The 19,422-nt window shown below is 39.0% G+C and carries 17 protein-coding genes and 1 pseudogene; 13 read left to right on the forward strand and 5 right to left on the reverse strand.

The genetic code is table 11. The features are described 5' to 3' along the window. Window positions 1–11 precede the first annotated feature (11 nt). The 3 genes from glgP to nrdI all read left to right on the forward strand — a co-directional run bounded on the left by glgP (window position 12) and on the right by nrdI (window position 3,462). The gene (gene glgP, locus HMPREF2574_RS02570; RefSeq protein WP_070584098.1) at window positions 12–2,270 is read left to right on the forward strand and encodes a glycogen/starch/alpha-glucan family phosphorylase; all 2,259 of its coding nucleotides are present in this window, start codon (window positions 12–14) and stop codon (window positions 2,268–2,270) included. 151 nt (window positions 2,271–2,421) lie between these two features. Further along, the gene (locus tag HMPREF2574_RS02575) at window positions 2,422–2,931 is read left to right on the forward strand and encodes an ABC transporter permease (RefSeq protein ID WP_024053231.1); all 510 of its coding nucleotides are present in this window, start codon (window positions 2,422–2,424) and stop codon (window positions 2,929–2,931) included. Between the two features lie 75 nt (window positions 2,932–3,006). Further along, window positions 3,007–3,462, forward strand: a complete 456-nt coding sequence (gene nrdI / locus HMPREF2574_RS02580) for a class Ib ribonucleoside-diphosphate reductase assembly flavoprotein NrdI (protein WP_024053230.1) — start codon at window positions 3,007–3,009, stop codon at window positions 3,460–3,462. A 54-nt stretch (window positions 3,463–3,516) separates the two neighbouring features. Here the strand turns inward: nrdI and argS are convergent, their stop codons facing one another. Further along, window positions 3,517–5,205, reverse strand: coding sequence for an arginine--tRNA ligase (gene argS, locus HMPREF2574_RS02585; RefSeq protein ID WP_024053229.1), 1,689 nt, complete (start codon window positions 5,203–5,205; stop codon window positions 3,517–3,519). A 103-nt stretch (window positions 5,206–5,308) separates the two neighbouring features. Here argS and argR point away from each other — a divergent pair, with 103 nt between their 5' ends. Together argR and mutS are read left to right on the forward strand one after the other, a co-directional pair. Beyond that, a complete protein-coding gene (argR, locus tag HMPREF2574_RS02590) occupies window positions 5,309–5,749 on the forward strand; it encodes an arginine repressor (protein WP_070812167.1) in 441 nt (146 codons plus the stop codon). Window positions 5,750–6,119: 370 nt separating this feature from the next. After that, the gene (gene mutS, locus HMPREF2574_RS02595; RefSeq protein ID WP_070812168.1) at window positions 6,120–8,681 is read left to right on the forward strand and encodes a DNA mismatch repair protein MutS; all 2,562 of its coding nucleotides are present in this window, start codon (window positions 6,120–6,122) and stop codon (window positions 8,679–8,681) included. A gap of 188 nt (window positions 8,682–8,869) precedes the next feature. Here the strand turns inward: mutS and HMPREF2574_RS02600 are convergent, their stop codons facing one another. After that, window positions 8,870–9,328, reverse strand: a complete 459-nt coding sequence (locus HMPREF2574_RS02600) for a DUF3021 domain-containing protein (RefSeq protein ID WP_024053227.1) — start codon at window positions 9,326–9,328, stop codon at window positions 8,870–8,872. After that, entirely contained in the window at window positions 9,325–9,765 is a 441-nt protein-coding gene (locus HMPREF2574_RS02605; RefSeq protein WP_070242129.1) for a LytTR family DNA-binding domain-containing protein, read from the reverse strand. Before HMPREF2574_RS02605 ends, HMPREF2574_RS02600 begins: the two co-directional genes overlap by 4 nt. A 253-nt stretch (window positions 9,766–10,018) precedes the next feature. On the opposite strand from HMPREF2574_RS02605, the gene mutL reads away from it, so the two are divergent. After that, window positions 10,019–11,965: a DNA mismatch repair endonuclease MutL gene (gene mutL, locus HMPREF2574_RS02610; RefSeq protein ID WP_024053225.1), complete on the forward strand. Its 1,947-nt coding sequence runs from the start codon at window positions 10,019–10,021 to the stop codon at window positions 11,963–11,965. A gap of 448 nt (window positions 11,966–12,413) precedes the next feature. Here the strand turns inward: mutL and HMPREF2574_RS02615 are convergent, their stop codons facing one another. Next, on the reverse strand, window positions 12,414–12,857 hold the full coding sequence (locus tag HMPREF2574_RS02615; RefSeq protein ID WP_024053224.1) for a helix-turn-helix domain-containing protein: 444 nt from the start codon (window positions 12,855–12,857) through the stop codon (window positions 12,414–12,416). Window positions 12,858–13,018: 161 nt separating this feature from the next. Here HMPREF2574_RS02615 and ruvA point away from each other — a divergent pair, with 161 nt between their 5' ends. Both ruvA and HMPREF2574_RS02625 read left to right on the forward strand, forming a co-directional pair. Further along, window positions 13,019–13,609, forward strand: coding sequence for a Holliday junction branch migration protein RuvA (ruvA, locus tag HMPREF2574_RS02620; RefSeq protein WP_003026647.1), 591 nt, complete (start codon window positions 13,019–13,021; stop codon window positions 13,607–13,609). 10 nt (window positions 13,610–13,619) lie between these two features. Then, on the forward strand, window positions 13,620–14,198 hold the full coding sequence (locus HMPREF2574_RS02625) for a DNA-3-methyladenine glycosylase I (RefSeq protein WP_070242127.1): 579 nt from the start codon (window positions 13,620–13,622) through the stop codon (window positions 14,196–14,198). A gap of 102 nt (window positions 14,199–14,300) precedes the next feature. Here HMPREF2574_RS02625 and HMPREF2574_RS02630 read toward each other — a convergent pair. After that, window positions 14,301–14,662: pseudogene (locus HMPREF2574_RS02630) on the reverse strand (EamA family transporter). A gap of 658 nt (window positions 14,663–15,320) precedes the next feature. Here HMPREF2574_RS02630 and HMPREF2574_RS02635 point away from each other — a divergent pair. The 5 genes from HMPREF2574_RS02635 (at window position 15,321) to HMPREF2574_RS02655 (ending at window position 19,418) form a co-directional block, all read left to right on the forward strand. Continuing rightward, a complete protein-coding gene (locus tag HMPREF2574_RS02635) occupies window positions 15,321–16,592 on the forward strand; it encodes a competence/damage-inducible protein A (RefSeq protein WP_070812169.1) in 1,272 nt (423 codons plus the stop codon). Window positions 16,593–16,636: 44 nt separating this feature from the next. Then, complete coding sequence (gene recA, locus HMPREF2574_RS02640) at window positions 16,637–17,782, forward strand: recombinase RecA (RefSeq protein WP_003026640.1); 1,146 nt, start codon at window positions 16,637–16,639, stop codon at window positions 17,780–17,782. An 86-nt stretch (window positions 17,783–17,868) separates the two neighbouring features. Further along, window positions 17,869–18,267: a transcriptional regulator Spx gene (gene spx / locus HMPREF2574_RS02645; RefSeq protein ID WP_003026638.1), complete on the forward strand. Its 399-nt coding sequence runs from the start codon at window positions 17,869–17,871 to the stop codon at window positions 18,265–18,267. A gap of 85 nt (window positions 18,268–18,352) precedes the next feature. Further along, window positions 18,353–18,922: an SP0191 family lipoprotein gene (locus tag HMPREF2574_RS02650; protein ID WP_024053219.1), complete on the forward strand. Its 570-nt coding sequence runs from the start codon at window positions 18,353–18,355 to the stop codon at window positions 18,920–18,922. A 103-nt stretch (window positions 18,923–19,025) separates the two neighbouring features. Then, the gene (locus tag HMPREF2574_RS02655; protein ID WP_224784203.1) at window positions 19,026–19,418 is read left to right on the forward strand and encodes an SP0191 family lipoprotein; all 393 of its coding nucleotides are present in this window, start codon (window positions 19,026–19,028) and stop codon (window positions 19,416–19,418) included. Window positions 19,419–19,422: the final 4 nt, after the last annotated feature.

Consider the following 19,422-nt stretch of genomic DNA (forward strand, 5'->3'; position numbering starts at 1 on the left):
TAGGAGAAAAAATGTCAAATTTACAAGAATTTATCCAACAAACTTATCAAAAAGAAATTGCTGAATGCAGCAATGAAGAATTGTATATTGCCCTTTTAAACTATACAAAATTGACTAGTGCACAAAAACCAGTTAATACTGGTAAAAAGAAATTGTATTACATTTCAGCAGAATTTTTGATTGGAAAACTGTTGTCAAACAACCTCATCAACCTTGGTCTTTATGATGATGTCAAAAAAGAATTAGCAGACGCTGGTAAAGACTTGATTGAAGTGGAAGAAGTCGAATTAGAACCTTCACTTGGTAATGGTGGTTTAGGACGTCTGGCTGCTTGCTTCCTTGATTCTATTGCAACACTTGGTTTGAATGGAGACGGTGTAGGTCTGAACTACCACTTTGGTCTTTTCCAACAAGTATTGAAAAATAATGAGCAAACAACAGTACCAAACTTCTGGTTGACAGAGCAAAATTGGTTAGTAAAATCAAGCCGTAGCTATCAAGTACCATTTGCTGATTTCACTTTAACATCAACTCTTTATGACATTGATGTGCCTGGTTATAAAACAGCTACTAAAAACCGTCTTCGTCTGTTCGACCTTGACTCAGTAGATGCAAGTATCATTGAAGATGGGATTGACTTTGATAAGACAGATATTGCTCGTAATTTGACTCTATTCCTTTATCCAGATGATAGTAATAAGCAAGGTGAATTGCTCCGTATCTTCCAACAATACTTTATGGTGTCAAATGGTGCACAATTGATTATTGATGAAGCGATTGAAAAAGGTAGCAATCTTAATGACTTGGCTGACTATGCTGTTATCCAAATCAACGATACACACCCATCTATGGTCATTCCAGAGATGATTCGTCTTTTGACAGAACGTGGTATTTCGCTTGATGAAGCAATCAATATCGTTAAGAATATGACGGCTTATACAAACCATACCATTCTTGCTGAAGCGCTTGAAAAATGGCCGCTTGAATTCTTGGAAGAAGTTGTTCCACACTTGGTTCCAATTATCAAAGAATTGGATAAGCGCGTGAAGGCTGAATACGCAGATCCAGCTATTCAAATTATTGATGAACATGATCGTGTACACATGGCTCACATGGATATTCACTATGGATATAGTGTCAATGGGGTTGCTGCTCTTCATACAGAAATCTTGAAAAACTCAGAACTCAAGGCCTTTTACGACATTTATCCAGAAAAATTCAACAATAAAACAAACGGGATCACCTTCCGTCGCTGGCTCATGCACGCAAATCCACGCTTGTCAAATTACATTGATAGCTTGATTGGCCGCGATTGGCACCATGATGCTTCAAAATTAGAAGACTTACTTGAATTTTCTGGTAAGGCTGATGTGAAAGCCGAACTTGAAAAAATCAAAGCTCACAACAAACGGAAATTAGCTCGTCACTTGAAAGAACACCAAGGTGTTGAAATCAATCCTGAATCAATCTTTGATATCCAAATCAAACGCCTTCACGAGTACAAACGCCAACAAATGAATGCTCTTTATGTCATTCATAAATACTTGGACATCAAGGCTGGAAACATTCCTGTGCGTCCAATTACAGTCTTCTTTGGTGGGAAAGCTGCTCCAGCATATACGATTGCGCAAGATATTATTCATTTAATCCTTTGCTTGTCAGAAGTAATTGCTAACGACCCAGAAGTTTCTCCATACTTGCAAGTCGTTATGGTTGAAAACTATAATGTAACAGCAGCTAGCTTCTTAATTGCAGCCGGTGACATTTCTGAGCAAATCTCCCTTGCTTCTAAAGAAGCTTCAGGTACTGGTAACATGAAATTCATGCTAAATGGTGCTTTAACGCTTGGTACTTCAGATGGGGCAAATGTTGAAATTCATGAATTAGTCGGAGATGACAACATTTATATCTTCGGTGAAGATTCTGAAACAGTTATTGATTTGTATGCCAAAGAAGCTTATAAGTCAAGTAAATTCTATGCTCGTAAAGCAATCAAACCGCTGGTTGACTTCATTGTCAGTGATGCTGTTCTTGCAGTTGGTAAGAAAGAGCGCTTGGAACGACTTTACAATGAATTGATCAATAAAGACTGGTTCATGACGCTTCTTGACTTGGAAGATTATATCGAAACAAAAGAACGCATGTTTGCGGATTATGAAGACCGTGACGTCTGGCTTGAAAAAGTTCTTGTCAATATCGCAAAAGCAGGCTTCTTCTCTGCTGACCGTACGATTGCTCAATATAACGATGAAATTTGGCATTTGAACTAGTTCAATAGCGAATTGGCCCCTTGATTGATAGTTGAGGGGCTTTCTTTTGTTTGAAAAAAATAATTGACACTAGTGAAATTTTTGTTGCCATTTTTGACTGCTTACGTTATAATAAATAAAACTGAAAACTCTTTTAAGCAGGAGGCTTATTGTGAAAAAACGACCAATTTATTTATATGTATTGCTGACGTTATCAGCCATTTTATCATCGTTTACATTTATAGGAACTTTTTTTGGCAGTGAAAAAATAACGAATACAAGTTCCTACAAAGGTTTATCTGAAACAGTTGTAAAACAAATAGTGAAAGTGACTGAAAAGAGTCTTGTCTTTCTTCATAATGGTCCCCATAAATTATTAATTATCCTTTCTATTCTGTTGTTGATAGCTGCTGTTGTTTTCATTGTTAAGAAAAACATTTTATACGCTAATTTTGCCTACATTGCCTATGTATTATTAGGAATTATTGGGACAATTTACAATTATATCGGTGGTATGCCACTCAACAATCTTTATAAAGATCAAACGATGCGTGCCACAGCAATCTCATCGACAAGAGTTTTGACCATTATTTATTTTGCATTTAATATTCTTTTCCTTGTTATTGTCTTTTTCAAGATGAAACGGCAGCAACAAGACTTAGCAAAAGAAAAATTACAATAGTTGACAAAACATATCTATCAGCTTAGAATTTTAAGAGAATGATAGATGTGTTTTATTTTTAGAAAGTGAGAAAATATGAAGATTTCCTTGGTTTATATTAGCTTAAGTGGGAACACAGCGAGTTTTATCAAACGTTTGTCCACTTTTTTGCAAGAGCGACATGAAAATGTTGAGATTGAGCAGGTGGATATAAAAGATATGGTGAAAGAGGAGCGACCATTTTACGCCATGTCTCAGCCCTTTGTAGCCTTTTTACCAACCTACTTAGAAGGTGGAAATGGTTTGAATAATGGAGATGTAGAGATTCTTACCAATGATTTAGGTGACTTTATTGCTTTTGAAGAGAATTACAAGTGCTGTTTTGGAATTGTTGGTAGTGGTAATCGTAATTTTAACAACCAATATTGTTTAACAGCTAAGCAATATGCAGAGCGCTTTGGCTTTCCAGTCTTGGACACATTTGAACTTCGTGGCTTGAATGAAGATGTCAAACGAATTGGTCTGAAAATTGAAGAATTATACGGAATGTAATAAAAAATCCTATCGTTGTAAATACCGATAGGATTTTTTGATAGGGTTAGAAAATTACATTTTTTCTGGAGCATCAACGCCGAGAAGACGAAGAGATTCTTTTAGAACAACAGCTGTTGCGTAGCTGAGAGCCAGACGGCTGTCACGTTCAGGGCTTTCGTCTAAGATACGAGTGTGTGCGTAGAATTTGTTAAATGCTTGTGCAAGACTGATTGCATATTTTGCAATGAGTGATGGGTCATAATTGTCAGCTGCACGCTTGACAACACGGGCAAAATCTTGTAGCAGTTTAATGATTTCCCAACTTTCAGCATCATCTAGGCTGTATGTTACTTCAGAACTTGGCTTGAAGTCAGCCTTGCAAAGGATTGATTGGATACGTGCATAAGCATATTGGATGTATGGACCTGTTTCTCCTTCAAAGGATACCATGGCTTCCAAATCAAAGTCGTAACCGTTGCGGCGGTCTGTTTTTAAATCGTAGAATTTAACAGCTCCTACTCCGACAGCACGAGCAACAGCTTCTTTGTTTTCAAGGCCAGGATTTTTGGCTTCAATTTGTGACTGAGCACGATTGATAGCTTCTTGAAGAGTTGGTTCAAGAAGGATGATATTTCCTTTACGTGTAGACAATTTTTGGCGGTTCTTTGTTACCAAGCCAAAGTCTACATGAATCATATCATCGCTCCAGTCAAATCCCATCTTCTTCAAAACGGCTTTTAATTGTCTGAAGTGATTAGCTTGTTCTTGACCTACAGCATAAATGTTTTTAACGAAGTTGTAAGTGCGAGCACGGTACATAGCTGTCGCAATATCACGTGTAATGTAAAGTGTTGCTCCGTCAGATTTCTTAATCATAGCTGGTGGCAGATTGACATCATCAAGGTTGACAATGCTAGCCCCCTTAGACTCTTCCAACAATCCTTTTTCTTCAAGGATTTTGATGCCTTCGTCCATCTTGTCATTATAGAAGGCTTCACCAGCCAGACTATCGAATTCAACACCAAGCAATTTGTAGATACGGTTAAATTCTTTCAGGCTTTCGTTGCGGAACCATTGCCATAATTCAGTAGCTTCAGGATCACCGTCTTCTAATTTTTTGAACCAGAGGCGACCTTCGTCATCAAGCTCAGGATCTGTTTCGATTTCCGCATTGATACGAACGTACAGTTTCAGTAATTCATCAATTGGATTTGCTTCGACGGCTTCTTTGCTGCCCCATTTTTTATAAGCCACCATTAAAAGACCGAATTGTTTTCCCCAGTCACCTAAGTGATTGATTTTAATGGTGTTATAGCCCAATTTACGGAAAATATTAGAAAGGGCATCACCGATAACAGTTGAGCGCAAATGACCAACTGAAAATGGTTTTGCAATGTTTGGGCTGGAGAGGTCAATGGTGATGTTTTCTCCATTTCCTTCATTTTGCTGACCATAGTTATTTCCTTCTTTTACAATTTCTTTGATAACTTGAGCTGAAATTTTTGATTTATCAAGGAAGAAATTAACATAAGGACCAGTTGCCACTACTTTTTCAAAGTTTGTTGAGTCAATTTTTTCTGCAATGTCTGCTGCAATTGCTTGAGGCGCTTTTCGTTCTACTTTCGCTAAAGAAAAGGCAGGAAAAGCGATATCACCTAAATCTGAGCTTTTGGGTTTTTCTAGTAAATTTAAAATAGCGTCTTGGTCTAAGCTGTCAATGACCTTAGCCAATTCACTTGCAATCAATTGTTTATTGTCCATGGTTTCTCCTTTGGTCTTTTACTAGTATTTTAACATATTTTTTGACGAATCTTCAATTTTTTTGGTATAATTTTGAGTATAAATATACATTATTGAGGATAAAATGAAAAAGAGTGAACGTCATAAACTAATTAAGCGAATGATTAAGGAAGAAAAACTGAGTACACAAAAAGATATTCAGGATCGTTTAAAGGCACAAGGCATCATTGTAACACAGACAACCCTCTCTCGGGACTTACGTGAAATTGGATTGACGAAAGCCAAGAAAAACAATGAAGTTTATTATGTTTTAGCAGATGAAACAAATAAAATCGATTTGATTGAGTTCTTGTCTTATCATCTAGAGGGCGTTTCTCGGGCGGAATTTTCCTTGGTTCTTCATACTCGCTTAGGGGATGCTTCTATTCTGGCTAACTTTGTGGATGCCAATAAAGGTGAGCTAATTTTAGGAACGGTAGCAGGAGCTAACACGCTCTTAGTTATCTGTCGTGATACAGCAGCTGCAAAACAAATGGAAGAGCAGCTTCTTGAGAAAATGGATTAAGAAAATGAATGATGAGGCTGGGACAAAGAGCTCAGCTTCCTTTGTTTATGTAGTCAACAAGACGCAGTAGCTGATTGCTCAAAGCAATGCTTCGAGGTGGCGGATAGGACTTGCGAAGCACGTCTCAAGCTGTTGTTTTTCAAACTCGGAAAAACACCTTTGACAAAAACTTTGTTTTCTTTATCCACCATCTCAACAGTCTTCCAGACTGTTGAGCAACCTTGCGGGAGTGAGACTACGAACTGAAAATTTTCAAGATGAGTTTTGTCCTACTCCAGCTATGTGGATGTGGGACGACGAAATCAAGTTTCTACGAAACTATTGATTTCTATCCCACTCTTATCACTATTAACCAACAGAAAGGATGAGAATGACAAAAGAAAAACTATCTCCAGGAATGCAACAGTATTTAGATATAAAAAAAGATTATCCAGATGCTTTTTTGTTGTTTCGCATGGGAGATTTTTATGAATTATTCTATGATGATGCGACCAATGCGGCACAGATTTTAGAGATTGCTCTGACTAGTCGCAATAAAAACTCGGAAAATCCAATCCCAATGGCAGGAGTTCCTTACCATTCAGTGCAGCAATACATTGATGTTTTAATTGAAGCAGGCTATAAAGTTGCGATTGCAGAGCAAATGGAAGATCCTAAAAAAGCGGTTGGAGTAGTCAAACGCGAAGTAGTACAGGTGATTACGCCGGGGACAGTAGTTGATTCTTCAAAACCAGACAGTCAGAATAACTTTTTAGTGGCTTTGGATAAGCTGTCAGGTATATATGGACTGGCTTATATGGATGTGGGAACGGGTGAATTTCAGGTCACAAGTCTTAGTGACTTTAACATAGTCTGTGGAGAAATCCGAAACCTGCGAGCGCGTGAAGTGGTCTTAGGGTATGAATTGTCTGAAATGGAGCGCCAAGTATTGGAGACTCAAATGAATCTCCTTTTATCGCAAGTAGAAACTACATTTGATGATGTTCAGCTACTAGGAAAGGACTTGTCGCCGCTAGAGCGCCAAGTAGCTGGAAAGTTATTACAGTATGTTCATAAAACGCAGCTACGTGAGCTTAGTCATTTGAAACAAGTTCATCATTATGAAATCAAAGATTTCTTGCAGATGGACTACTCAACTATGGCAAGTCTGGATTTAATAGAGAATGCTCGAACAGGAAAGAAGCACGGGAGCCTTTATTGGCTGATGGATGAGACTAAGACAGCTATGGGAACACGATTGTTGAGAGCGTGGATTCAACGTCCGTTGATTGATAAAGAGCGGATCGTCAAGCGGCAGGATGTAGTGCAAGTCTTTTTAGATCATTTCTTTGAGCGCAGTGACTTATCAGACAGTCTCAAAGGAGTGTATGATATTGAGCGTTTAGCCAGTCGGGTTTCGTTTGGCAAGACCAATCCGAAAGATCTATTACAACTTGCTGCGACATTGAGTCATGTGCCACAAATTAAGGGAATTTTAAAAGGAATTGATAGCCCAGTTTTGGAAGATTTGATTGCAAAATTGGATGAAATTCCTGAACTGGCGTCCTTAATTCAGTCAGCAATTTCGCCGGATGCTCCAAATGTCATTACAGAGGGTAATATTATTAAAACAGGTTTTGATGAAACCTTGGATAAATATCGAGTGGTTATACGAGATGGAACGAGCTGGATTGCAGATATTGAGGCGAAAGAAAGAGAAGCTAGTGGAATTAACAACCTGAAGATTGATTACAATAAAAAAGATGGTTATTATTTCCATGTCACAAATTCCCAGCTTGAACACGTTCCCAGTCATTTTTTCCGCAAGGCAACTCTGAAAAATTCAGAGCGTTTTGGTACGGAAGAACTGGCTCGTATTGAAGGGGAGATGTTGGAAGCGCGTGAAAAATCAGCTAATTTGGAATACGAGATTTTTATGCGCATTCGTGAGGAAGCTGGTAAATATATCAAACGCCTGCAATCCTTGGCGCAAACTCTGGCAACAGTTGATGTGCTGCAAAGCTTTGCAGCTGTAGCTGAAAAGCAACACTTTGTGAGACCAGAATTTATTGAGCAGCGCTCTATCCAAATTGATAAAGGGCGGCATGCGGTCGTAGAAAAAGTTATGGGTGCACAAACCTATATTCCTAATAGCATTTCAATGGATGAGAATGTTAATGTTCAGCTAATTACAGGCCCAAATATGAGTGGGAAGTCAACTTATATGCGGCAGTTAGCGATTGTTGTGATTATGGCTCAAATGGGCTCTTATGTTTCAGCTGAAAGCGCTCAATTGCCGATTTTTGATGCAATCTTTACTCGAATTGGTGCAGCTGATGACTTGGTTTCTGGACAATCAACCTTTATGATTGAAATGATGGAAGCGAACCATGCTATTTCTCAAGCAACAGAAAATTCACTCATTCTTTTTGATGAGTTAGGAAGAGGAACAGCCACCTATGATGGCATGGCTCTTGCTCAAGCTATTATTGAGTATATTCACAATCGGACAGGAGCCAAGACACTTTTTGCGACTCACTATCACGAGTTGACAGAACTGTCAACTAGCTTGACACAACTAGAAAATGTCCATGTAGCAACCCTAGAAAAAGATGGTCAAGTAACATTTCTTCATAAGATTGAGGTTGGACCTGCTGATAAATCTTATGGGATTCATGTAGCAAAAATTGCAGGTTTGCCAAATGATTTGTTGACAAGAGCGGATCAAATATTGACACGATTAGAAAGCCAAGTAAATGAGAAGCCATCTTTTGGCATCTTTAATACATTGCCTGCGGATGCTCGTGAAAAAAATCAAGTGGCTGAGCAGATGTCTTTATTTACAGAAACAACTGAATCACCTATTTTAGACGAGTTGCGCCAGTTGGACATTTATAATATGACCCCAATGGAAGTGATGTTGGCTGTGGCAGAGATAAAGAAGAAACTTTAAAATGTTGAAGCTATAGTGGATGTGACTGCCTAACAGCTTAATTTGCTGAAATATCATACCAGAATTGCAGCTAGGGTCTAATCTTCAAACCACAACAATTTAGTAAGCTATGATCGTTTTCTATCAATCTGCATTCTAAGTTGGGCTCAAATAACCGCCGTGAGTTTTTTCACAGCGGTTATTTCTTGCTATTTGCTTTGTTTGTTTAAGTGATGATTGATTTTCTCAATTTTCTTCTTAGTCAGATAAGACAGGATTGCCCAAAGGATGAGATAAACAACAGTAAATTCCAAAATCAACTGTAAGATGAAAATGGGTTCGCTTGGGAACCAGCCGGCTAATAGAGCTAGAGGGATAAACCCTAAAATCATAAGCCCATAGTGGTAGATTGTTGCTTTGAGAATGCTCCAATCTTTTTTGAAAAGCTCTTTTCCTAAGCTAAAGAGCAAGCCGATTAGACTCCAAATTACTGCGCAATAGAGAACGACTAAGGCGCCGTGAATATGATGCTGTTCCATCCAAAGACCAACTGCTGAATAAGGGTTGAGCGGATGATAGACAGGTGCAAAAAAGTAAGAAAAGATGACGGATAGGAGGAGTCCGATAACAATGCCTCCTAGAGCATCTCTGAATAATGTTTTTTTCATAGTTGTAATTTCTCCTTTATAGCTTTGAGATAACGGCGAGATGAATAAGTTATCTGACCGTTTTTTAGTGTAATCTGAATCAGACCGCTGCCGGTCAATTTCAGATGATCAATCTGTTTGGTATTGATGATTTCAGATTGGGAAATCTGTAGAAAATCAGCAGGAAGCAATTCCAAAACTTGATAAAGTGGAAGCCCTAAGTGATAATTGTCTGTTACTGTTTCAGCCCAAACTTGGCGATTTTCAATATAAACCCGCTGAATTTCAGTAGTATCTAATAGGTAAATCTCTTCCTCTTTTTTGGCTCGAATAACTTTGTTTTTATCGAGTTGTTGAGCAAATTTCAGCAGTTGCTGAATGGTATCTGACAAAGCCGGTGCTTCGATAATGACTTTTTCCTCTGAAAACTTTTCGTCAATATGCAATTGAACTTTCATAAACATTCCTTCTTTCCAGATGTTGGTTTGCTGCTGATTTTCGTTAATACCAAGAGGTCACTAACTACCTCCTTCTTCCTAAATCTATTAAACATTATTTCGACTAGGAAAACAAGGACTTTTACCTAAGTGGTTGCTTTGCTTGTCTATTTGGTTCTTTCTAGGAAGCGATGTGTGTTCCCCTCACATCGGGCTTCTGATAGAAAAACAGCTTTATGTTATAATAATAGCTAGAATACTTACGGAGAAAACTATGTCAAAAATTATTGAACTACCAGAAAATCTTGCTAATCAGATTGCAGCAGGTGAGGTCATCGAGCGACCTAGCAGCGTGGTCAAGGAGTTGATAGAGAATTCCATTGATGCTGGTGCTACTCGGATTATAGTTGAGATTGAAGAAGCGGGACTCAGGAGCATTCAAGTCATTGATAATGGTGAAGGAATTGAGCATGAGGAGGTTTCCTTGGCTTTGCGGCGGCATGCTACTAGTAAAATCAAGAAACAAGCCGACCTTTTTCGAATTCGGACATTGGGCTTTCGGGGAGAGGCACTTCCATCCATTGCCTCTGTTTCACGTTTGACGATTGAAACTGCGACAAGTAGTGGTGCACATGGAACGCTTCTGATTGCGCAAGGTGGAGAAGTTGAGACTTTAGAGCCAAGTAGCTGTCCTAGGGGCACCAAAATCAAAGTGGAAGACCTTTTTTTCAACACGCCTGCTCGCTTGAAATATATGAAAAGTCAACAAGCGGAACTATCTCACATTGTAGATGTGATTAACCGTTTGAGCTTGGCTCATCCGGAGGTCGCTTTCACTCTTGTTAATGACGGTAAAGAGATGACACGGACAGCAGGAACAGGAAATCTGCGTCAAGCAATTGCTGGCATTTATGGACTGACAACAGCCAAAAAAATGATTGAAATTTCAGCTTCTAATCTGGATTTTGAAGTATCAGGCTATATTAGTCTACCAGAGTTGACGCGTGCCAATCGTAACTACATCACCATTTTCATCAATGGTCGTTACATCAAGAATTTCCTGCTCAATCGAGCTATTCTTGATGGTTACGGTAGTAAGCTCATGGTTGGGCGATTCCCGATTGCTGTGATTGATATTCGGATTGACCCATATCTTGCTGATGTCAATGTTCACCCGACCAAGCAAGAAGTGCGGATTTCAAAGGAGCGAGAGCTCATGACCTTGATATCGCAAGCTATTGCTGCAAGTTTGAAAGAGCAAGATTTGATTCCGGACGCATTAGAGAATTTAGCCAAATCAACCATTAACCGAGCAATTAAGCCTGAGCAGACCAGCCTCCCTCTCAAAGAGAACCGACTTTATTACGATAAAGAAAGAAATGACTTCTTTGTGAAACCACAAGTGTCAGAAGCTCAACCTTCTTTTGAGGAATCTGCCCGATTAGACCAACAATCTGCTGATACAGATGAACTCAATTCAAAAGCTGCTTCTGTCAAATTTGCAGAAAGGCAATCTCCTTCTTACAATCAACTAGATCATCCAGAGCTGGATCAGGCGAGCTTAGAGAGAGCTTTAGATAAGCTAAATAGAGAAGAAACTTCAACGTTTCCAGAATTGGAATATTTCGGGCAAATGCACGGCACCTACCTTTTTGCTCAAGGAAACGGTGGTCTTTATATTATTGACCAACATGCAGCTCAAGAGCGAGTAAAGTACGAATATTATCGTGAAAAAATCGGAGATGTAGATGCTAGTCAGCAGCAGCTTCTGGTTCCCTATATCTTTGAATTTCCAGCTGATGATATGTTGCGTCTGAAACAACGAATGACTCTTTTAGAAGAAGTCGGTGTTTTCCTTGAAGAATACGGGACTAATCAATTTATTCTTCGTGAACATCCCATTTGGTTTAAGGAAGAGGAAATCGAATCAGGTATTTATGAGATGTGCGATATGCTGCTTCTAACCAAGGAAGTCTCTATCAAGAAATATCGCGCTGAGCTGGCTATTATGATGAGTTGCAAACGCTCTATTAAAGCCAATCACAGTTTAGATGACTATTCAGCGCGTGATTTGATTTTTCAGTTATCACAATGCGACAATCCCTACAACTGCCCTCACGGTCGTCCCGTTTTGGTCAACTTCACCAAATCTGATATGGAAAAAATGTTCCGTCGGATTCAGGAAAATCATACTAGCCTGAGAGAATTGGGCAAGTATTAAAACTATTTATAAAAGCTCTAAAACAGAGAGTGGGACGATGAAATCAGTAGTTTCGTAGAAACTTGATTTCATCATCCCACCTCCGCACAGCTCGAAAGGTTTGGGGAACCCTTCGAGGCTGGAAATAAAGTCAAGTGAAACTTGGGTCAAAAGGACTGGAAAAGTTGAGTTATCAACGTATTAGAGTCCACTCAGCAGTGATTGATTGGCACTAAAGTGCCTAATCAATTGTGCATGGGAAACTCTACATTGACTAAAGTCACTAAAGTTTCTCCAAACCACTGCGTCTTATAATTCTGGCTATATAAACAACAGAAGCTGAGCACTTTTGTCTCAGCTTCTGTTGTTAAGATTTTATCTGTAATTGAGTTTCAGCAGTGATTTAAGATGTTTGGCTATAGGAATGGGGTTCTTGATGTTCAGCACTTTCTACTTTAAAGTTTGTTATCTAGTCCAAGTAAGTTTTCTTGATGGTCAGATACCTCTTGCAGGCTAAGGCTGCGCCGGCAGATAGAAAGAAGAGGAAAAAGATGAGGGATGGATTCCAGGGAAGATAGAGTCCTCCTGCGAAAAAGAAGAGGGTGATGGCCAGAAAGAGGATATAGAGGACGTTGACCAGACCAAAGCTTCTGACCTCCTGTTGATAGCCCTCGCTTTCCGAAGTAGTCCACTTGGGTCTGGCTTCTTTCTCATCTGCCTGATCCAGTAGCAGATAATCCGTCGTCACCTGAAAGATTTTGCTCAGTTCGATGACCTTCTCGATTTCCGGCAAGGTCTGAGCAGATTCCCACTTGGAGATGCTCTGCCGGGAGACATTGACCTTTTCCGCCAGTTGATCCTGAGACCAGCCTCTTTCCTTTCGCAGTTCAAAAATTCGTTTATTGATTTGCATTTGCTAAATCTCTTTTCATATTTCTCTACTTGTATTGTACCATGATTGAGAGAACTTGAACATATAGCCAGCTTTCCTTTTTGTCAACCGGAGGTTGCACTTTTATTTGCAGTTTCTGCGCTCAGAATATGATATACTAAAAGGGTTGAAAAGGAGAAGTCATGTACGAATATTTTAAAGGAATTTTAAGTAAAATCACAGCCAAATATATTGTAGTGGAGGTGGGGCAAATTGGCTATATCCTGCATGTGGCAAATCCCTATGCCTATTCAGGTCAGGTCAATCAGGAGATTCAAGTTTTTGTTCATCAGGTGGTTAGAGAGGATGCCCAGCTCCTCTACGGTTTTCGCACAGAGGATGAAAAGCAGCTTTTTCTCAATTTGATTTCGGTTTCTGGTATTGGACCTGTTTCTGCTCTTGCGATAATCGCTGCCGATGATAATGCCGGTTTGGTGCAGGCTATTGAGCAGAAAAACATCACTTATCTGACAAAATTTCCTAAAATCGGCAAAAAAACAGCCCAGCAGATGGTGTTGGACTTAGAAGGCAAGGTTGTGGCAACAGGTGTTGCTCCTAAGCAAGTTGCTGTTGCAGCTACTAGTGACAATAAAGAATTGGAAGAAGCCATGGAAGCCATGCTAGCTCTGGGATACAAGGCGGCTGAACTCAAGAAAATTAAGAAATTCTTTGAAGGAACCAATGATACCGCGGAAAACTATATCAAATCTGCCCTCAAAATGCTGGTAAAATAAAGGAGAAAAGATGAAACGATGTAGCTGGGCAAAAGAGAATAACCCTTTATATGTCGCTTATCATGACCAAGAGTGGGGGATTCCTTTGCATGATGAGCGGGCTTTATTTGAGTTGCTCTGCCTAGAGACCTATCAGGCAGGACTGTCTTGGGAGACTATTCTTAATAAACGAGCAGCCTTCCGACAAGCTTTTCATGGCTATGATGTTCATCAGGTGGCAGTCATGACAGATGCGGAGTTAGAAGGCATTTTACAAAATCCTGCCGTCGTCCGAAATCGTCGGAAAATCTATGCAACACGTGCCAACGCCCAAGCTTTTCTGAAAATACAGGCAGAATTTGGCAGTTTTGATCATTATCTCTGGTCTTTTGTAGACTTTACACCGATTGACAATCCTGTCAAGGATTACAAGCAGATGCCCTCAAAGACTCCGTTGTCTGAAAAACTGGCTAAAGATATGAAGAGACGAGGCTTTGAATTTGTAGGACCAGTCTGTGTCTATTCTTTCCTGCAGGCGGCAGGTCTTGTCAATGACCATGAGGAGACTTGCGATTTTAATTCAGCAAGAAAAATAATCAAACGATTTTAAGAGCTTTGCTATCTTTTATGTGAGCAGTCAGTGCAATATTTATTGGCCGATACTGTTTTATATTTTTCATAATGTTGCTGTATTTATGATGATATGACATCACTACAAAACCATGACCAAAGTTCCAATCGTAATCAAAATGCTGCCAATCAAGGATTTCATAGTAAAATCCTTGTGTAGAAAGATAAAAGCAAGAATGAGTGTGAGGACAACACTAAGTTTATCAATAGGAAGACCTTGGATGCTTCTCCCTCCTGCAATGCTCGGTAATAACAGAGCCAGGAAGCGCCCGTCGCCAACCCATATAAAATCAAGGAAATCCAACTTTTCTTGCTGATGTTAGCAAGACCGAGTTGCCCTTTGGTCAAAAAGACCATACCCCAAGCCATTAAAACAACGACCACTGTCCGAATAGCTGTCGCTAGATTAGAATTGACGCCAGAAATCCCGATTTTGGCTAAGATATAAGATAGATGTTAGTGCTGCAAATAAAGCAGAAAGGAATGCAAAAACTGCCCACATCATTAAATCTCCTTAAATGTTTTGTTTTCTTTATTTTATCACATTTGATTCTATCTAACACAGCAAACTAAGGGCACTCAGGCAGTACAAAATTCTCTGTTTTTTTATATAAACCCTAGTTTTGCTAAGCTAATCCTCATTTTTGAAGAGGCTGGGGCGAAAGTCTCCAACTTCAAAGTATATAAAGCGATAAATCAATGATGTAGTAGCTGATTGCTCAAAGCACGGCTTTGTGGTGATGCGAAGCAAGTCTCAGGGTATTAGCTTTTCAAGCTCGCAAAAACACTTTTGACGAAAACTTTATTTTCTTTATCCACCGTCTCAACAGTCTCCCAGACTGTTGAGCAAGCTTGCGGAGGTGAGATTACGAACTAAAAATTTTCAAGATGAGTTCTACCTCACTCCCATAATCGAGGTAATCATATTATTGATGTGACACAATTATAGTTATAAATTAGAAGGCTGGCAATTCCAGACTTTTTCTTTTTGAAAAATTCTTAGTCTTATCAATTTGCTTACAGATTCTTTTCTTAAAATGAAGTTTTTAAGATTTTTTGTGATAAAATAAAATCAATTGCGAATAGTAAGGTAGGAGGTTCTATGAAAGCAGAAATTATTGCTGTGGGTACTGAAATTCTGACAGGTCAGATTGTCAATACAAATGCCCGATTTTTATCGGAAAAATTAGCGAGTCTGGGTGTAGATGTGTATTTCCAAACAGCGGTTGGAGATAATGAAGCTCGTCTGTTATCCATTTTAGAAATTGCTCGAAATCGTAGTAATTTGGTCATCTTAACTGGAGGATTAGGCCCAACAGAAGATGACTTGACTAAGCAAACTTTGGCAAAATTCTTAAATCGTAGGTTGGTATTTGACCGAATGGCTACGGATAAATTGGACTGCTTTTTCGCAAGTCGACCGGATTATGCTCGAACACCAAACAATGATCGGCAAGCTCAGATAGTGGAAGGATCGACTCCTCTCCAAAACGAAACCGGACTTGCGGTGGGAGGCGTGATTGAAGTCGGTGGCGTGACTTATGTTGTTCTCCCCGGACCGCCTAGTGAATTAAAGCCTATGGTAAATAATGAGCTGGTTCCGCTGTTAGCAACTGGTCAAAAATTGTATTCAAGAGTCTTGCGATTCTTTGGTATCGGTGAAAGTCAATTAGTAACCCTTTTAGGAGATTTAATTGATAATCAGACCGATCCGACCATTGCTCCTTATGCTAAGACGGGAGAGGTGACATTGCGATTGTCCACCAAGGCTGCTAGTCAAAATGAAGCAGATATTAAGTTTGCCCATTTAGAAAAGAAAATTTTATCTGTACAGACTTTTGAGAAACAACATTTAGCAGATCTTTTCTATACTTATGGAGATGATAATTCTCTGGGACAAACAGCTTTTGAACTGTTGAGAAGAGCAGGAAAGACCGTCACAGCAGCTGAAAGTTTGACTGCAGGACTCTTTCAAGCAACTTTGTCAAACTTTGCTGGAGCCTCCAATGTTTTTAGTGGTGGCTTTGTTACCTACAGTATGGAGGAAAAGAGCCGAATGCTGGGCATTCCCTTGGCAGACTTAGAAAAGCATGGGGTAGTTTCAGCTTTTACAGCGGAGAAAATGGCTGAGCAGGCAAGAAAATTGACCGCTAGTGACTATGCGGTGAGCTTGACAGGTGTGGCAGGTCCAGACAGCTTAGAAGGACATCCAGCAGGGACAGTTTATATCGGTTTAGCAACCACAGGGGATGTTCAGTCTATTAAGGTTAATATTGCCGGTCGCAGTCGGACAGATGTACGTAAAATAGCCGTTCTGCATGCTTTCAATCTGCTACGAAAAACTTTATTAAAAAACGAAAATATGCTACAATAATTAGATAGGCAAAAAAATAATTTATCATTATACAGGAGAAATAAATGGCGAAAAAACAAAAAAAATTAGAAGAAATTTCAAAAAAATTTGGCGAGGAACGTCAAAAAGCGCTAGACACTGCACTTAAAAATATTGAAAAAGATTTTGGTAAGGGAGCAATTATGCGCCTAGGTGAGCGTGCTGAACAAAAAGTTCAAGTCATGAGTTCAGGTAGTTTGGCATTAGATATCGCTCTTGGTGCAGGAGGGTATCCAAAGGGGCGGATTATTGAAATCTATGGACCAGAGTCTTCTGGTAAGACGACCGTAGCTCTTCATGCGGTGGCGCAGGCTCAAAAAGAAGGCGGTATTGCAGCTTTTATTGATGCAGAACACGCTCTTGATCCAGCTTATGCGCAAGCTCTTGGGGTTAATATTGATGAACTCTTACTTTCTCAACCTGACTCAGGCGAGCAAGGCCTTGAAATTGCTGGTAAATTGATTGACTCTGGTGCGGTAGATTTGGTAGTTATTGACTCCGTGGCTGCCCTCGTACCGCGTGCTGAAATTGACGGAGACATTGGAGATAGCCACGTTGGCTTGCAAGCGCGGATGATGAGTCAAGCTATGCGTAAATTGTCTGCTTCTATTAACAAAACGAAGACAATTGCGATTTTTATCAACCAATTGCGTGAAAAAGTTGGTATTATGTTTGGAAATCCAGAAACAACACCTGGTGGTCGTGCCTTGAAATTCTATGCGTCTGTTCGTTTGGATGTTCGCGGAAATACCCAAATCAAGGGAACTGGTGATGAAAAAGATACCAATGTTGGTAAGGAAACTAAGATTAAGGTTGTGAAGAATAAGGTTGCTCCGCCATTCAAGGAAGCTTTCGTAGAAATCATGTATGGTGAAGGAATTTCTAAAACAGGCGAGTTGATTAAAATTGCGACAGACCTTGATATTATCAAAAAAGCGGGTGCTTGGTATTCTTATAATGATGAAAAGATTGGTCAAGGGTCTGAAAATGCTAAGAAATACTTGGCGGATCATCCAGAAATTTTTGATGAAATTGATCATAAAGTTCGAGTGCATTATGGTTTGATTGAGGATGATGCTGAAGATGAAAAAAATGCAGAAGCAACCAAATCAACAAACAAAGTAGAGGAAGTCACACTAGATTTGGATGACGCGATTGAGATTGAGGAATAATTTTTTAAAAATAGGTCGCAAGACGGAGGGATTTTGTGGTATAATATAGTATGATAATAGTACCGTGTGGCGAAAGGAGTACTTACATGATTACAATTTATACTGTCTCAAGTTGCACTAGTTGTAAAAAAGCAAAAACATGGCTCAATGCTCACCAGTTAACTTATAAAGAACAAAATCTTGGTAAAGAAGGGATTACAAAAGAAGAGTTGTTAGATATTCTAACAAAAACTGAAAATGGAGTTGCAAGTATTGTGTCTTCAAAAAATCGTTATGCAAAAGGTTTAGGCGTAGATATCGAAGAATTGAGTGTGAGTGAAGTGATTGATTTGATTATGGAAACGCCACGTATTTTGAAAAGTCCTATTCTAGTAGATGATAAACGTCTTCAAGTAGGATACAAAGAAGATGATATTCGTGCATTCTTACCTCGCTCGGTTCGTAATGTTGAAAATACAGAAGCGCGTTTACGCGCAGCCTTGTAAAGAGTGGAATTTCCACTCTTTTTTTATTTCGATGTTTATTGATATTAAAAATATGATAAAATAAAGAATGAGGAGGAGTTAATCCATGAAAAGAAGCCTGATTCTATTAACCATTATTCTCACAGTCTTAGCAGGTTGTGGTCAAAAGAAAGAAACAAAATCAAAAACAAGCAAGCAATCAATTGATAGTACGTTGCCAGTTATTGCAAACGCTGAAAAAGAAACAGTTGTGACAAAAAACTTATCATTCCCTAAAACAGCTGAAGGGGTTCAACAAACACAAACAATTACTTACAAAGGCGATCAATTTTTAAGTTTAACGATTGAGCAAATCATGCCGATGAAAGAAGAATTGAAAAAAGTAATTGCGGAAGTTGGAGTTGCTGAGGCGCAAAAATTATTGGAAAAATCTTTGGCTGAAGATGAAAAAGTTACACAAGCAAAAAATTTGCAAGGCTTTTCAACCTCTTTGGAAATTATAAATGAGCAAGAATTGAAGCGAACTCATACGTTTGATTTTCAAGTTTTGGATGTTAATAAAGCCGCAAATACTGAGTATTTAAAGAATATGAAATTAAAAGAATTTTTAAAAATGAAACCAAAAGAATATGTTGAAGATCAGATTGCCAGTGGTGCAACGGAAGTCAATCAATAACTGTCAATCATTGGTTGCCTTTTTAGACAGGTCGTTTTAACAACGTTTACAAAAGCTGGTATACTATTCTTATAAAGTTCTAAAATACAAGGAGGATATTTTTATGAGAAAATCGGTTGTTTTGTTAGGAGCAAGTTTGTTGCTGCTCACAGCTTGTGGTCAAAAATCCGGTCAGAATCAGTCAGGGGATAGTAAGACTGGTTTGAGTATTGTGAAAAAGGATTCTGTTGTGACCAAGTCTTTTCAACAAAAACAGACTGTCCAAGGGATTGAACAAACACTTACGCAAACTATTTCTTATGAGGGAAAACCCTTTAAGAAGTTTGTGATAAATCTTGAACAAATACTTCCTGAAAATATGAAGAGTGTATTAGCGGGTCAAGATTTAGAAAGCACTAAGCCGCACTTGATTTCTGCTTTTGAAAAGGCTGCAGGATTGGATAAATTTAAGTCTTTGGGCGGTGTTGATGTTAAAACAGACATTACAAAAGACTAAATTA

It is taken from the genome of Streptococcus sp. HMSC034E12 (assembly GCF_001835915.1).
GTDB lineage: Bacteria > Bacillota > Bacilli > Lactobacillales > Streptococcaceae > Streptococcus > Streptococcus vaginalis.

What these genes read in the sequence shown, in the direction of transcription:
- glgP (WP_070584098.1), top strand. Translation starts at nt 12, where the DNA reads ATGTCAAATTTACAAGAATTTATCCAACAAACTTATCAAAAAGAAATT.
- nrdI (WP_024053230.1), top strand. Translation starts at nt 3,007, where the DNA reads ATGAAGATTTCCTTGGTTTATATTAGCTTAAGTGGGAACACAGCGAGT.
- argS (WP_024053229.1), bottom strand. Translation starts at nt 5,205, where the DNA reads ATGGACAATAAACAATTGATTGCAAGTGAATTGGCTAAGGTCATTGAC.
- argR (WP_070812167.1), top strand. Translation starts at nt 5,309, where the DNA reads ATGAAAAAGAGTGAACGTCATAAACTAATTAAGCGAATGATTAAGGAA.
- mutS (WP_070812168.1), top strand. Translation starts at nt 6,120, where the DNA reads ATGACAAAAGAAAAACTATCTCCAGGAATGCAACAGTATTTAGATATA.
- HMPREF2574_RS02600 (WP_024053227.1), bottom strand. Translation starts at nt 9,328, where the DNA reads ATGAAAAAAACATTATTCAGAGATGCTCTAGGAGGCATTGTTATCGGA.
- HMPREF2574_RS02605 (WP_070242129.1), bottom strand. Translation starts at nt 9,765, where the DNA reads ATGAAAGTTCAATTGCATATTGACGAAAAGTTTTCAGAGGAAAAAGTC.
- mutL (WP_024053225.1), top strand. Translation starts at nt 10,019, where the DNA reads ATGTCAAAAATTATTGAACTACCAGAAAATCTTGCTAATCAGATTGCA.
- HMPREF2574_RS02615 (WP_024053224.1), bottom strand. Translation starts at nt 12,857, where the DNA reads ATGCAAATCAATAAACGAATTTTTGAACTGCGAAAGGAAAGAGGCTGG.
- ruvA (WP_003026647.1), top strand. Translation starts at nt 13,019, where the DNA reads ATGTACGAATATTTTAAAGGAATTTTAAGTAAAATCACAGCCAAATAT.
- HMPREF2574_RS02625 (WP_070242127.1), top strand. Translation starts at nt 13,620, where the DNA reads ATGAAACGATGTAGCTGGGCAAAAGAGAATAACCCTTTATATGTCGCT.
- HMPREF2574_RS02635 (WP_070812169.1), top strand. Translation starts at nt 15,321, where the DNA reads ATGAAAGCAGAAATTATTGCTGTGGGTACTGAAATTCTGACAGGTCAG.
- recA (WP_003026640.1), top strand. Translation starts at nt 16,637, where the DNA reads ATGGCGAAAAAACAAAAAAAATTAGAAGAAATTTCAAAAAAATTTGGC.
- spx (WP_003026638.1), top strand. Translation starts at nt 17,869, where the DNA reads ATGATTACAATTTATACTGTCTCAAGTTGCACTAGTTGTAAAAAAGCA.
- HMPREF2574_RS02650 (WP_024053219.1), top strand. Translation starts at nt 18,353, where the DNA reads ATGAAAAGAAGCCTGATTCTATTAACCATTATTCTCACAGTCTTAGCA.
- HMPREF2574_RS02655 (WP_224784203.1), top strand. Translation starts at nt 19,026, where the DNA reads ATGAGAAAATCGGTTGTTTTGTTAGGAGCAAGTTTGTTGCTGCTCACA.